This window comes from Streptomyces sp. NPDC003379, assembly GCF_053589195.1.
Genome location: NZ_JBSFRK010000014.1, coordinates 48,600 through 62,216, shown reverse-complemented (window position 1 = coordinate 62,216; position 13,617 = coordinate 48,600). Strand labels below are relative to the sequence as shown.

Here is a 13,617-nt window from a genome sequence, read left to right as displayed (position 1 = left end):
TGCCTGTGCGCGATTACCGACCATGAGGCACGGGCACACGTCGGGGTATGGGCTGGACGCACGACTACAGTGACGTAGCACGCAATCGCCGCTCGGCCGCAGCGCTGAACAGCCATGAGAGGGGCGGGCCGCGGGATCCGGGCCATCACGGCCCCCCTCAGGGCATGGGCATTCCCCGCATCCTCCGCCGGAGGGCCCGCTGGGTCTCCGCGCGGCTCCGCCACACACGCGACTGACCCACCCGGCTCCCGCCCGCTCGGCGCCTCAGAGCGCGCAGCCCTGGCTGTCGACCTCTTGGTTGGCGGTGCGGCCCCGCTCGATGTCCTCGCGCACCTCGTCCACCGTCAGTGCGTAACCGGTGTCCGGGTCGTCGAGGGACTTGGCGAAGACCACGCCGTAGACCTTGCCGTCGCGCGTGAGCAGCGGACCGCCGGAGTTGCCCTGGCGGACGGTCGCGTAGAGCGAGTAGACGTCGCGGCGCACGGTGCCGCGGTGGTAGATGTCCGGGCCGTCGGCCGTGATGCGGCCGCGCACGCGCGCGGGGCGGACGTCGTAGGGCCCGTCCTCGGGGAAGCCCGCGATGATGGCGTCGGCGCCGCTGGCCGCGTCCTTGGACGTGAACCGCAGCGGGGGCGCCTTCAGCGTGGGCACGTCCAGTACGGCGATGTCCCGCTTCCAGTCGTAGAGGACGACCTTCGCGTCGTACGTCTGGTTCTGGTCGCCTATCTGGACCGTCGGCTCGTCCACGCCGCCGACCACGTGCGCGTTCGTCATCACGCGGCGGTCGGCGAAGACGAAGCCGGTGCCTTCCAGGACCTTGCCGCAACTGCGGGCCTCGCCACGGACCTTCACGATGGAGCGCTTGGCGGTCGTGGCGACCTTGCTCTTGGCGAGCTTGGAGTCGGGGGGCTTGACCTCCGTGATGGGCTCGTTCGAGAACGGGCTGAAGACCTGCGGGAAGCCGTTCTGCGCGAGGACCGAGGAGAAGTCCGCGAACCACGTGTCGGCCTGGCCGGGCAGCGCGCGCGAGACGCCGAGCAGCACCTTGGAGTTGCGTACCTCCTTGCCGAGCGTCGGCAGTGTCGTGCCCGCGAGGGCGGAGCCGATCAGCCAGGCCACGAGGAGCATCGCCACCACGTTCACCAGGGCGCCGCCCGTCGCGTCCAGGGCGCGGGCGGGCTGCCAGGTGATGTGTCTGCGCAGCTTGTTGCCCAGGTGGGTGGTGAAGGCCTGGCCGATCGAGGCGCAGACGATCACGATGACGACGGCGACCACCGCCGCGGTCGTACTCACCGTGGCCGCGTCGTCGTCCGTCATGGCGTCCCAGATGATCGGCAGCAGGTAGACGGCGACGAGACCGCCGCCGAGGAACCCGGTCACCGAGAGGATGCCGACCACGAAGCCCTGGCGATAGCCCACGATCGCGAACCACACCGCGGCGAGCAGCAACAGGACGTCCAGCACGTTCACCGATTCAATCCTCGCCTCGCATCGCGGTCCCCACGTCCCCGCAACCTTGTCATGAGCGCCAGTCGAGTGGGACCTGCTTACCGCGGTCCCAGGGCCGCTCCCAGCCCGCGAAGTGCAGAATTCTATCGATCACCCCGGCGGTGAAACCCCAGACCAGAGCGGACTCGACGAGGAACGCCGGGCCGTGGTGGCCGCTGGGGTGGACCGCCGTCGCCCGGTTCGCCGGATCCGTGAGATCGGCCACGGGGACCGTGAAGACGCGGGCGGTCTCGTTCGGATCGACGGCTCCGACGGGGGTCGGGGTGCGCCACCAGCCGAGCACGGGCGTCACGACGAAGTCGCTCACCGGGATGAAGAGGCGCGGCAGCACGGCGAAGGGCTGGACGCCTCGGGGGTCGAGGCCGGTCTCCTCCTCCGCCTCGCGCAGAGCGGCGCGCAAGGGCCCGTCCGTCTGCGGATCACCGTCCTCGGGGTCGAGGGACCCGCCCGGGAAGGACGGCTGCCCCGCGTGGGACCGGAGGGAACCGGCACGCTCCATCAGGAGCAGCTCGGGGCCTCGCTCGCCCTCTCCGAAGAGGACGAGCACCGCGGACTGGCGTCCGGCGCCGTCCTCAGGGGGGAGGAAACGGCTCAGCTGGAGCGGCTGGATGGTCTTGGCGGCGCGGGCCACGGGGGTCAGCCAGGCGGGGAGGCCGTCGGTGCTGAGGAGGGCGTGCGACTGGGCTTGTACCTGCGCTTGCGCTTGTACCTGCGCTTGCGCTGGTGCCTTTGCCTTTGCCTTTGCCGTTGCCTGTACGTGGTTACTGCTCTCAGCCGTGTCGCTCGTGCTGGTCGTGCTTGTCGTGTCGCTCGCGTGCGTCATCGGCACCCCCGTCCGTCTCTGGACAACGCTCTTTGCCCCTGGGTTCGTTCCGCCTTGTTCCCCATTCACCCCGCGGCCAACGGAGGCGCGGGCTTTCCGGGGTAATCGGCCGGGGGCTTGAGGCGCTGGCCCGGGAAGCCGCCCATCTCGTACTTCAGGAGCTTCTTCGCCTTCTCCGGGTCGGTCTCGCCCTCTCCGTACGACGGACAGAGCGGGGCGATCGGGCAGGCGCCGCAGGCGGGCTTGCGGGAGTGGCAGATGCGGCGGCCGTGGAAGATCACGCGGTGCGAGAGCATCGTCCACTCGCTCTTCGGGAAGAGCGAGGCGACGGCCGTCTCGACCTTCTCCGGGTCCGTCTCCTCGGTCCACTTCCAGCGGCGGACGAGCCGCCCGAAGTGGGTGTCCACGGTGATGCCGGGGACGCCGAAGGCGTTGCCCAGGACGACGAACGCGGTCTTGCGGCCTACGCCGGGCAACTTGACCAAGTCGTCGAGGCGTCCCGGCACCTCGCCTCCGAAGTCGTCCGTCAGGACCTTCGCCAAGCCCATGATCGATTTCGTCTTGGCGCGGAAGAACCCGGTCGGCCTGATCAGCTCCTCGACCTCCTCGGGCACGGCCGCGGCCAGGTCCTCCGGGGTGGGGTACTTGGCGAACAGGCGGGGGGTCGTCTGGTTCACGCGCAGGTCGGTGGTCTGCGCGGAGAGAACCGTGGCGACCAGGAGCTCGAAGGGGTTCTCGAAGTCCAGCTCTGGGTGGGCGTACGAGTACACCTCGGCGAGCTCACGGTTGATCCGCCGGGCACGGCGGACCAGTGCGGTGCGGGACTCCTCCGGAGGGGTGGAGGGGGGTTTGGCCGCGGGGGCCTTGGGCTGCTTGGACTGCTGGGGCTGCTTGGGCTTCTTCGCGGCGGGGCCGGTCTTCCTCGCGGTGGGGGTGGAGGTCTTGGGGGCGGCGACGGGGCTCTTGGGGGCGGGCTCTGTGGCCTCTGTGGGGGACTCTGCGTTCCCCGCAGTGGGCTGGGTGTTCTCTGTGGTGGGCTCGGCTTTTTTCACAGCGGGTGTTCGCTTCTTTGCGGCGGGGGCGGAATTCTTGGCGGCGCGCGCGGATTTCTTGGCGGCGGGCGCGGGGCTTGCGGTGGGTGCCTGCTTCTGGGCGGCGGGCGGAGCCTTCTTCGCCGTGGGCGCGGGGCTCGCGGCGGGCGAAGCCTTCCTCGTCGTGGGCGCGGCCCTCTTCGCCGTGGGCGTGATGTTTGGGGGTGTGGGTGCCTGCTTCTTGGCCGTAGGTGCGGCCCTCTTCACCGTGGGCGTGATGCTTGGGGGTGTGGGTGCCTGCTTCTTGGCCGTAGGTGCGGCCCTCTTCACCGTGGGCGCGGGGCTCGCGGCGGGCGAAGCCTTCCTCGTCGTGGGTGCGGCCTGCTTGGCGGCGGGTCCGGACTTCTTGGCGGCGCGCGCCTTCGCGGTGGGCGTCGGTTGCGCGGCAGGCGCCGACTCCCTGGGAGGCGCCGGCTTTGTGGAGGGCGTTGTCTTCTTCACTGAGGGGGCCTTCCTTGGGGAGGGCGATTGCCTCGCGGGCCGGCCGCTTTGGGGCGCCGGCTGATGATCGGCAGCTGCCCGCTTCGGCGGGGACGCATCCGCCGGACGCGTCACGCCTGTCCGATTTGCCGGGTTACCCGACGCCCCGGACGCCTGTTCGCCCACAGCGGAATCGGGGGGCGCGGTCAGCCGCTCAGCCCCCTCCGCCTGTGCGTTCACCGGCTTTTTGGACACCCGGCCAGCCTAGAGCCCGACACTGACATCCGTCCTTGGCCTCATGGATCGGCCCCCAATTGGCCCCCTCCCGCACAGCACGCCACGCCGGTGCGGCAGACTTGTGACTGATCACACTGTTTGGACCGTCCGGCAAACTGGGGAACACGGTCCCCTGATGCAGGTCGACAAGGAGAGAACTCGTGGACGACGTTCTGCGGCGCGCCCCGCTCTTCGCGGCGCTCGATGACGAGCAGGCCGCGGAGCTCCGCGCCTCCATGAGTGAGGTGACGCTCGCGCGCGGGGATGCGCTTTTCCATGAGGGCGACCCCGGAGACCGCCTGTACGTGGTCACCGAGGGCAAGGTGAAGCTCCACCGCACCTCGCCCGACGGCCGGGAGAACATGCTGGCGGTGCTCGGCCCCGGTGAGCTGATCGGTGAGCTGTCGCTCTTCGACCCGGGTCCGCGGACGGCCACGGCCTCCGCCCTCACCGAGGTGAAGCTGCTCGGCCTCGGCCACGGCGACCTCCAGCCGTGGCTGAACGCCCGGCCCGAGGTGGCCGCCGCACTGCTGCGTGCCGTCGCCCGGCGCCTTCGCAAGACCAACGACCAGATGTCCGACCTGGTCTTCTCCGACGTGCCGGGCCGGGTGGCCCGCGCGCTGCTCGATCTGTCGCGCCGCTTCGGCGTGCAGTCCGAGGAGGGCATCCACGTCGTGCACGACCTCACGCAGGAGGAGCTCGCCCAGCTGGTCGGCGCCTCCCGCGAGACGGTCAACAAGGCGCTGGCGGACTTCGCCGGGCGCGGGTGGCTGCGCCTGGAGGCGCGTGCGGTGATCCTTCTGGACGTCGAGCGGCTCGCCAAGCGGTCGCGCTGACGCTGTGTCTGTACGTTGATGGGCCCCGCCTCTTCGGAGGCGGGGCCCATCAACGTATGCCCGCTCAACGTATGCCCGCTCAACGTATGCCCGCTCAACGTATGCCCGCTCAACGTATGCCCGCGGGCGACCGGGGCTCGGTCAGATCAGGCCGTGCTCCCCCAGGTACTCCAGCTGCGCCCGGACCGAGAGTTCCGCGGCCGGCCACAGGGAGCGGTCCACGTCCGCGTACACGTGCGCGACGACGGCCGCGGCCTCGACGTGGCCGTTCTCCACGGCCGTCTCGACCTGGGCCAGCCGGTTCGCCCGGTGCGCGAGGTAGAACTCGACGGCTCCCTGGGCGTCTTCCAGGACCGGCCCGTGGCCCGGCAGGACCGTGTGGACGCCGTCGTCGACCGCCAGGGAGCGGAGACGGCGCAGGGAGTCGAGATAGTCGCCCAGGCGGCCGTCAGGGTGCGCCACGACCGTCGTACCGCGGCCGAGGATCGTGTCGCCCGTCAGGACCGCCCGGTCGGCGGGGAGATGGAAGCAGAGCGAGTCCGCGGTGTGCCCGGGGGTGGCGACGACGCGCATCTCCAGTCCGCCCGTGGTGATCACGTCACCGGCCGCGAGGCCCTCGTCACCCAGACGCAGGGCGGGGTCGAGGGCGCGTACGTGGGTCCGGGTCAGCTCGGCGAAGCGGGAGGCGCCTTCCGCGTGGTCGGGGTGGCCGTGTGTCAGGAGGGTCAGGGCCACGCGCTTGCCCATCTTCTCGGCCGCCTCGATGACGTGGCTCAGATGGGCGTCGTCGAGCGGACCCGGGTCGATGACCACCGCGAGGGGGGAGTCCGGCTCCGACACGATCCAGGTGTTGGTCCCGTCCAACGTCATGGCGGAGGGGTTGGGCGCGAGAACGTTGACCGCGCGGTCGGTGGCGGGCCCGCTGAGGACTCCGCCACGGGGCTGGCCCGGGAGGGCGGCGGCATCTGTCATGCGGGGGTGACTCCCGTCGGGGGCTGAGGGTTCCGGTCCAGGGTCCGGTCGGTGGGGCCAGGGATCACTGTGGGGCACCGGGCGGGCAGGTCGTAGGGGTCCTTGCCGGAGGGGCGTCCCAGAGGGCCGCTGGGCCCCGGTTCCGGAGTCACCTCGCCCCGCCGGAGGCGATCCGCTTGGTGAACTCCCCGTGGCCCGGCCAGGACAGCACCAGCTCCCCGCCCTCCAGCCGCGCCCGCGCAAGCACCGGAGCCATGTCCTGGACCGAAGCCGCGGCAAGCGCCGCGGAAGGCGACACGTAGGCGCTCAGCGCCCGCAGCGTCGCGATCGTCGGCGGCATCATCAGCAGCTCCCCCTCGTCGTAGCGGGCAGCCGCCTCCGCGGGGCGGATCCAGACGGTACGGTCCGCCTCCGTAGAGGCGTTGCGCGTACGCTGCCCCTCCGGAAGCGCCGCCACGAAGAAGAACGTGTCGTAGCGCTTGGGCTCGAACTCCGGAGTGATCCACCGTGCCCAGGCCGCGAGAAGGTCGCTGCGCAGGAACAGCCCCCTGCGGTCCAGGAAGTCCGCGAAGGACAGATCACGGGCCACCAGGGCCTCGCGGTCCGCCTCCCAGTCCTCCCCCGTGGTGTCGCCGACGACGGTCTCCGGGGAGGGCCCGGCGAGCAGCACGCCCGCCTCCTCGTACGTCTCGCGGACGGCCGCACAGACGATCGCCTGCGCCGAGGCCTCGTCGTCGACGCCCAGCCGGGCGGCCCAGGACGCGCGCGTGGGCCCCGCCCAGCGCACCAGGCGGTCGTCGTCGCGCGGATCGACGCCGCCGCCCGGATACGCGTACGCGCCTCCGGCGAAGGCCATGGAGGCGCGTCTGCGCAGCATGTGTACTTCAGGCGCACCCTTCGCGCCCTTCGCGCCGTCCGAGCCGTTCCCGGCCACGTCCGACCCGCCCCGCCCGCCCCGCCCGTCCCTGAGCAGCATGACGGTGGCGGCGCGGCGCGGGGTGGCCGGAGTCAGCTCACCGCTCGCGAGGGCGCGGATGCGGTCGGGCCACTCCGGGGGGTACCACTGCCCATTTGCCATGGGCGGAGGCTATCCCCAAGTGAGCTGATGTTCGAGAGGCAACAATCAGGCCCTACGGAGACGTCAGCTCCACCTGGAACTCGACCTCGACCGGCGCGTCCAGCGGAAGCACGGCGACACCCACGGCACTGCGCGCGTGCACGCCCTTCTCGCCGAGCACCTCGCCCAGCAGCTCGCTCGCGCCGTTGATCACGCCGGGCTGGCCCGTGAAGTCCGGCGCGGAGGCCACGAACCCGACGACCTTCACGACACGCGCGATGCGGTCGAGGTCACCGACGACCGACTTCACCGCGGCCAGCGCGTTCAGCGCGCAGATACGAGCCAGTTCCTTGGCCTCCTCCGGGGTGACCTCGGCGCCGACCTTGCCGGTCACGGCGAGCTTGCCCTCCACCATCGGGAGCTGCCCCGCGGTGTAGACGTACACACCGGACTGGACGGCCGGCTGGTATGAAGCCAGCGGCGGCACGACCGCGGGCAGGGTCAGGCCGAGCTCGGCGAGGCGGGCCTCGACGGCCCCAGCCCCGCTCACGCCTGCTTCTCGCGCTTCAGATAGGCCACCAGCTGCTCGGGGTTGTTCGGCCCGGGCACGACCTGGACCAGCTCCCAGCCGTCCTCGCCCCAGGTGTCCAGAATCTGCTTCGTGGCGTGGACGAGCAGAGGCACGGTTGCGTATTCCCACTTGGTCATGTGGCCGACTGTAGTCGGTGTGAGGGGATGCTCACGGTGGGCTCCTGCGTAGCCCGGGCGGCGACTGGTTAGGCTCACGAGTGTGAGCAGGCTCCAGGTCGTCAGTGGCAAGGGCGGTACCGGCAAGACCACGGTGGCCGCCGCCCTCGCGCTCGCCCTCGCGACGGAGGGCAAGCGCACCCTCCTCGTGGAGGTCGAGGGCAGACAGGGCATCGCGCAGCTCTTCGAGACGGAGGCGCTGCCTTATGAGGAGCGGAAGATCGCCGTCGCTCCCGGGGGCGGGGAGGTGTACGCCCTCGCCATCGACCCCGAGCTGGCGCTGCTCGACTACCTCCAGATGTTCTACAAACTGGGGGGAGCCGGCCGGGCCCTGAAGAAGCTCGGCGCCATCGACTTCGCGACCACCATCGCGCCGGGACTCCGGGACGTACTGCTGACCGGCAAGGCCTGCGAGGCCGTCCGCCGGAAGGACAAGAGCGGGCGGTACGCGTACGACTGCGTCGTGATGGACGCCCCGCCGACCGGGCGCATCACCCGCTTCCTGAACGTCAACGACGAGGTCGCGGGGCTCGCGAAGATCGGGCCCATACACAACCAGGCGCAGGCCGTGATGCGGGTCCTCAAGTCGCCCGAGACCGCGGTCCACTTGGTGACCCTCCTTGAGGAGATGCCCGTCCAGGAGACCGCGGACGGCATCGCCGAGCTGCGGGCCGCGCGGCTGCCCGTGGGGCGGGTCATCGTGAACATGGTGCGTACGGCGTTGCTGGACGAGGCCGAACTGGAGCTGGGCCTGGAGCAGGCGCCTCGTACGGCCATCGCCAGGTCGCTGTCCGCCGCGGGCCTCGGCGGCGCCCGGCGGGGCGGGAACGCCGAGCGGCTCGTCGACCCGCTCCTGGAGCAGGCCGCGGAGTACGCGGAGCGGTACGCCCTGGAGCGCGACCAGCGGGCCGTCCTCACGGAGTTCGGTCAGCCCCTCCACGAACTCCCGCTGCTGGCGGGCGGGATGGACCTCGCGGGCCTCTACGAGCTCGCCACGGCACTGCGGAAGCAAGGGATCGCATGACCCCGGAACCGGTACGGCCCTCCGACTCGGCACGGCGCTCCGACTCGGCACGGCCCCTGGACGCCGTCCGCGCGCTGGGCTCCACCCGCACGCTGGACGTCGACGCCCTGATCGACGACCCGAAGACCCGCATCGTGGTGTGCTGCGGCTCCGGAGGCGTCGGCAAGACGACCACGGCGGCCGCCATCGGCCTGCGCGCGGCCGAGCGGGGCCGCAAGGTCGTCGTACTGACCATCGACCCGGCGCGCAGGCTCGCCCAGTCCATGGGCATCGACCGGCTCGACAACGTGCCGCGGCGGGTCAAGGACATCGACGGCACCGGCACCGGCACCGGCACCGGTGAACTGCACGCCATGATGCTCGACATGAAGCGCACCTTCGACGAGATCGTCGAGGCGCACGCGGACAAGGAGCGGGCCGCCGCGATCCTCGGCAACCCCTTCTACCAGTCGCTCTCGGCGGGCTTCGCGGGCACGCAGGAGTACATGGCGATGGAGAAGCTGGGCCAGCTGCGCTCCCGCGACGAGTGGGACCTGATCGTCGTCGATACGCCGCCCTCGCGCTCGGCGCTGGACTTCCTGGACGCCCCCAAGCGGCTGGGCTCCTTCCTGGACGGGAAGTTGATCCGGCTGCTCATGGCGCCGGCGAAGGTGGGCGGCCGAGCCGGGATGAAGTTTCTGAACGTCGGTATGTCGATGATGACGGGGGCGCTGGGCAAGCTGCTCGGCGGGCCGCTGTTGCGCGACGTACAGACGTTCGTGGCGGCGATGGACACCATGTTCGGCGGGTTCCGCAAGCGGGCGGACGCCACATACCGGCTCTTGCAGGCGCCCGGCACGGCGTTCCTCGTGGTGGCCTCGCCGGAGCGGGACGCGCTGCGGGAGGCCGCGTACTTCGTGGAGCGCCTGGCCGCCGACGACATGCCGCTGGCCGGTCTGGTGCTGAACCGTGTGCACGGCAGCGGTGCCGCTCAGCTGTCGGCCGAGCGGGCGCTTGCCGCCGCGGAAAATCTTGATGAGAGCGGCATTGTGGATCAGGAGGACGGGAAGATTGGAGGTCGTAACTCCTCCGATAATCCGGCGACTTCTGAGACTCGCGACGAACCCACGGCTGAAAACCCTGCTGAAGTCCCTGCTGAAATCTCTGATCAATCCTCTGTTGGATCACCTGCTGGATCACCTGTCGCATCGCCTGCTGAACCATCGGCCGGCCCCTCGACCGACCCCTCCGCCGACCCGTCCGTCGAGCGGTTGACGGCGGGGCTGCTGCGGCTGCACGCCGAGCGCATGCAGTTGCTCGCGCGTGAGCAGCGCACGCGTGACCGCTTCACCGCGCTCCACCCCGAGGTGGCGGTGGCAGAAGTGGCCGCGCTGCCGGGCGATGTGCACGACCTCACGGGGCTCCGTGCCGTTGGGGACCGGCTGGCGGGCTGAACGGCGGGCACGCCGAGCCCCGCGCCGGGCCGACCCGGACAGAACCAGCCGAACGCTGACCCATTGATGGCGCTGGCCCCTGGCCCACCGATGGCGCTAGCCGACCGCCGCGTAGCTCTCGTACGTCTCCTCGTCCTCCAAGTCCACGGGCAGCAGGCCCGCGCCGCGCTCGTACTCGGAGCGCGCTGTCTCCAGGAGCCTGCGCCATGAGGTGACGGTGGGACGCCTGCGCAGCAGTGCGCGGCGCTCACGCTCCGTCATGCCACCCCACACGCCGAACTCGACGCGGTTGTCGAGCGCGTCGGCCAGGCACTCGGTCCGCACCGGGCATCCGGTGCACACCGCCTTGGCCCTGTTCTGCGCTGCTCCTTGAACGAACAGTTCATCTGGATCGGTAGTGCGGCAGGCCGCCTGCGCACTCCAGTCGGTTACCCAGCCCATACCGGCGCCGTCCTCTCCCGAATCGAGGCTCCCCCACGGCGGCAGCGGCATATTCACCGCCGCCAGTTGAGGACGTTACGGAAGGTGGGCACAGCGCAACACCCCCTTCGGGCCCAATCTTGGATGGCCCGAACGGACTATGCGTAAGCGGCAGATCACCCGACGGAGTGAGCTGGCGACATGCGTGAGGAACCCGGCAAACCGGGACGGTTCAGTTGAGTCACAACGGATACCTGACGCCACATAGGGCGTATACGGACATAAATCCATCGGATCCGGAAGCGGCGGAGGACTTGCTGCCGCACCGCACTGCTGTGACAGTTGAGAGCAGCTTAGGCCAAGGCATTGGCCCCTGTCCGGCGATTCGACGCAGAGCGGTCCACGATCCGGGACGGCGCGGTCCACCGATCCGAGATGGCGCGGACCACCGACCCCCTGGATGTCACGATCCGGCACTCGAACATCCCGAGGAACACCCACTCCCTCGGAACGCCGTTGACTACGGATTAGGCTGCTCTCATGGGAAAGAAGCGCTCCGGCGGTGGTCTGTCACCGATTCAGCAGGCTGCGAAGTTCCTAGGTGTCAGCGTGCTGGCGGGTGCGGTGCTGGCCGGGATCGCCCTGCCCGCGGCCGGAGCGCTGGGTCTCGCGGCCAAGGGTTCCGTAGAGGGGTTCGACGAGATCCCCGCCAACTTGAAGCAGCCGCCGCTCAGTCAGCGCACCAGCATCCTGGACAGCAAGGGCGGCCAGATCGCCTCCGTCTACTCGCGTGACCGCACGGTGGTGCCCCTCAAGGACATCTCGCCGTACATGCAGAAGGCGATCGTCGCCATCGAGGACGCCCGCTTCTACGAGCACGGCGCGATCGACCTCAAGGGCATCCTGCGCGCCCTCAACCAGAACGCGCAGAGCGGCGGCGTCTCCCAGGGCGCCTCGACGCTCACGCAGCAGTACGTGAAGAACGTCTTCGTCGAGGAGGCGGGCGACGACCCGACGAAGGTCGCCGAGGCCACGCAGCAGACGCTCGGCCGCAAGATCCGCGAGCTGAAGTACGCGATCCAGGTCGAGGACAAGCTCGGCAAGAAGCGCATCCTCAACAACTACCTGAACATCACCTACTTCGGTCAGCAGGCGTACGGCATCGAGGCCGCGTCCCAGCGCTACTTCTCCAAGCCCGCCAAGGACCTGCAACTCCAGGAGGCCGCGCTCCTCGCCGGCATCGTGCAGTCGCCCAGCCGGTACGACCCGGTCAACGACGCGGCGGAGGCCACCCAGCGGCGCAACGTCGTGCTGCAGCGCATGGCCGACACCCACGACATCTCGCAGCAGGAGGCAGCCAAGGCGAAGCGGACGGACCTCGGCCTGAAGGTGAGCCGGCCCAAGAACGGCTGCATCACCGCGGTCAGCGGCGCCGGCTTCTTCTGCGACTACGTACGCGAGGTGTTCCTCAACGACCCGGTCTTCGGCAAGACGAAGGAAGAGCGGGCCAAGGTCTGGAACCGCGGCGGCCTGAGGATCCGTACGACGCTCGACCCGCAGACGCAGGACTCGGTGCAGGCGTCCATCAAGGACCACGTGAACAAGACCGACGACGTGGCGACCGCCGCCACCATCGTCGAGCCGGGCACGGGCAAGATCCTCGGCATGGGCCAGTCGCGGCCCTACGGCTTCCAGAAGAACGAGACCACGATCAACCTCTCCGTGGACGACTCCATGGGAGGCGGCGCGGGTTACCAGCCGGGTTCGACGTTCAAGCCGATCGTCGCGGCGGCGGCCCTGGAGGGCGGCAAGTCCGCCGGACAGAGGTACTCGTCCCCGTACGAGATGCCGTATCCGGCGCGGGTCTCGGCCTGTGACGGCAAGAACTGGGTGAACTCCAACAACGAGAAGCTCACCAATGAGAACGAAGCCGAGGTCGGCCCGTACGGCATGAAGGAAGCGACCGCCAAGTCGGTCAACACCTACTACGTGCAGCTCATCGGCGACATCGGCATCTGCCCGGTGACGAAGATGGCCGACAAGATGGGCGTCGAGCGGGCGGACGGCAAGGAGATGGCCCAGGCGCCGTCGATCGCGCTGGGCACCCAGGAGATGTCGCCGCTGACGATGGCGAGCGCGTACGCGTCCTTCGCCTCGCGCGGCACGTACTGCTCGCCGATCGCCATCGAGTCGATCACCACGCTCGGCGGCAAGTCTCTGCCGGTGCCGAAGTCGACGTGCTCGCGTGCGATGTCGGAGAAGACGGCGGACACGATGAACACCCTCCTGAGAGGCGTGGTCGAGGACGGCACGGGCCAGCAGGCCGGTCTCGGCTCGCGACCGAGCGCGGGCAAGACGGGTACGACCGACTTCCGCTACGCCGCCTGGTTCGTGGGCTACACCCCGAACATGTCGGGCGCGGTCTGGGTCGGCGACCCGCAGCACAAGCGGCAGATGGTCGACATCCCCATCGGCGGAGTCACGTACGACAAGGTCTTCGGTGGCGAGGTGCCGGGCCCGATCTGGCGCGACGCGATGAACGGCGCCCTGACGGGCAAGCCGGCGCCGGACTTCAACTCCGTACAGATCCCCGGTGGGGACAAGAGCCACGACAAGGACAGGGACAGGGACAGGGACAAGCACAGGGACGAGGGCGGAACCGGCGGCGAGACCGGGGGCGGGCCCGGGGGCGGGAGCCACGACGACGGCAAGCCGGGTGATGGGGGCGGCGTCGTTGGCGGCGGGGGCGGCAACCCGTGGCCGGACATCAGCATCCCGCCGGACGTGCTCGGCGGCGCCGGGAACGGCGGCGGTCATGGCAATGGGGGCGGGATCGGCGGAGGCTGGCGCCGGTAGTACGGGTTTTACCTGCGTACGTACCGCTTGCGTACGCAGATGAGGGCGCCCCCTGGAGCAGGGGGCGCCCTCATCTGCGTACGCGCATGTGTATACGTACACATACGTACACGTACGTATATATACGTACGTGTACGCGGGGAAGCGGCTGGG

At 70.0% G+C, this 13,617-nt stretch carries 14 protein-coding genes; 6 read left to right on the top strand and 8 right to left on the bottom strand.

Annotated features, from left to right (window positions below; translation table 11 throughout):
- Window positions 1–47 precede the first annotated feature (47 nt).
- A complete protein-coding gene (locus ACWDVB_RS15875; protein WP_451515340.1) occupies window positions 48–236 on the top strand; it encodes a hypothetical protein in 189 nt (62 codons plus the stop codon).
- A 28-nt stretch (window positions 237–264) separates the two neighbouring features.
- Here ACWDVB_RS15875 and ACWDVB_RS15870 read toward each other — a convergent pair whose 3' ends face one another.
- The 3 genes from ACWDVB_RS15870 to nth all read right to left on the bottom strand — a co-directional run bounded on the left by ACWDVB_RS15870 (window position 265) and on the right by nth (window position 3,384).
- Window positions 265–1,470 carry a MarP family serine protease gene (locus ACWDVB_RS15870; RefSeq protein WP_451515341.1) on the bottom strand — a complete coding sequence of 402 codons (1,206 nt, stop codon included), beginning with the start codon at window positions 1,468–1,470 and terminating at the stop codon, window positions 265–267.
- 49 nt (window positions 1,471–1,519) lie between these two features.
- The gene (locus tag ACWDVB_RS15865) at window positions 1,520–2,149 is read right to left on the bottom strand and encodes an NUDIX hydrolase (RefSeq protein WP_451515400.1); all 630 of its coding nucleotides are present in this window, start codon (window positions 2,147–2,149) and stop codon (window positions 1,520–1,522) included.
- 248 nt (window positions 2,150–2,397) lie between these two features.
- Complete coding sequence (gene nth, locus ACWDVB_RS15860) at window positions 2,398–3,384, bottom strand: endonuclease III (RefSeq protein ID WP_451515342.1); 987 nt, start codon at window positions 3,382–3,384, stop codon at window positions 2,398–2,400.
- Here nth and ACWDVB_RS15855 point away from each other — a divergent pair.
- Window positions 3,353–3,928, top strand: a complete 576-nt coding sequence (locus ACWDVB_RS15855; RefSeq protein WP_451515343.1) for a hypothetical protein — start codon at window positions 3,353–3,355, stop codon at window positions 3,926–3,928. The genes nth and ACWDVB_RS15855 overlap by 32 nt on opposite strands.
- 352 nt (window positions 3,929–4,280) lie before the next feature.
- The gene (locus ACWDVB_RS15850) at window positions 4,281–4,955 is read left to right on the top strand and encodes a Crp/Fnr family transcriptional regulator (protein ID WP_016642758.1); all 675 of its coding nucleotides are present in this window, start codon (window positions 4,281–4,283) and stop codon (window positions 4,953–4,955) included.
- Window positions 4,956–5,096: 141 nt separating this feature from the next.
- On the opposite strand, the gene ACWDVB_RS15845 is transcribed toward ACWDVB_RS15850, so the two are convergent.
- The 4 genes from ACWDVB_RS15845 to ACWDVB_RS15830 form a co-directional block, all read right to left on the bottom strand.
- Window positions 5,097–5,927 carry an MBL fold metallo-hydrolase gene (locus ACWDVB_RS15845; RefSeq protein ID WP_451515344.1) on the bottom strand — a complete coding sequence of 277 codons (831 nt, stop codon included), beginning with the start codon at window positions 5,925–5,927 and terminating at the stop codon, window positions 5,097–5,099.
- 148 nt (window positions 5,928–6,075) lie between these two features.
- The gene (locus ACWDVB_RS15840; protein ID WP_451515345.1) at window positions 6,076–7,005 is read right to left on the bottom strand and encodes an NUDIX hydrolase; all 930 of its coding nucleotides are present in this window, start codon (window positions 7,003–7,005) and stop codon (window positions 6,076–6,078) included.
- A gap of 52 nt (window positions 7,006–7,057) precedes the next feature.
- Window positions 7,058–7,534, bottom strand: a complete 477-nt coding sequence (locus ACWDVB_RS15835) for a RidA family protein (RefSeq protein WP_451515346.1) — start codon at window positions 7,532–7,534, stop codon at window positions 7,058–7,060.
- On the bottom strand, window positions 7,531–7,692 hold the full coding sequence (locus ACWDVB_RS15830) for a DUF4177 domain-containing protein (protein WP_003975360.1): 162 nt from the start codon (window positions 7,690–7,692) through the stop codon (window positions 7,531–7,533). The genes ACWDVB_RS15835 and ACWDVB_RS15830 overlap by 4 nt, the downstream gene beginning before the upstream one ends.
- Window positions 7,693–7,774: 82 nt before the next feature.
- Here ACWDVB_RS15830 and ACWDVB_RS15825 point away from each other — a divergent pair, with 82 nt between their 5' ends.
- Window positions 7,775–8,755, top strand: coding sequence for an ArsA-related P-loop ATPase (locus ACWDVB_RS15825; protein WP_451515347.1), 981 nt, complete (start codon window positions 7,775–7,777; stop codon window positions 8,753–8,755).
- On the top strand, window positions 8,752–10,188 hold the full coding sequence (locus ACWDVB_RS15820) for an ArsA family ATPase (protein ID WP_451515348.1): 1,437 nt from the start codon (window positions 8,752–8,754) through the stop codon (window positions 10,186–10,188). Before ACWDVB_RS15825 ends, ACWDVB_RS15820 begins: the two co-directional genes overlap by 4 nt.
- A 96-nt stretch (window positions 10,189–10,284) precedes the next feature.
- On the opposite strand, the gene ACWDVB_RS15815 is transcribed toward ACWDVB_RS15820, so the two are convergent.
- Window positions 10,285–10,629, bottom strand: coding sequence for a WhiB family transcriptional regulator (locus ACWDVB_RS15815; RefSeq protein ID WP_030782081.1), 345 nt, complete (start codon window positions 10,627–10,629; stop codon window positions 10,285–10,287).
- A gap of 519 nt (window positions 10,630–11,148) precedes the next feature.
- On the opposite strand from ACWDVB_RS15815, the gene ACWDVB_RS15810 reads away from it, so the two are divergent.
- On the top strand, window positions 11,149–13,464 hold the full coding sequence (locus ACWDVB_RS15810) for a transglycosylase domain-containing protein (protein WP_451515349.1): 2,316 nt from the start codon (window positions 11,149–11,151) through the stop codon (window positions 13,462–13,464).
- Window positions 13,465–13,617: the final 153 nt, after the last annotated feature.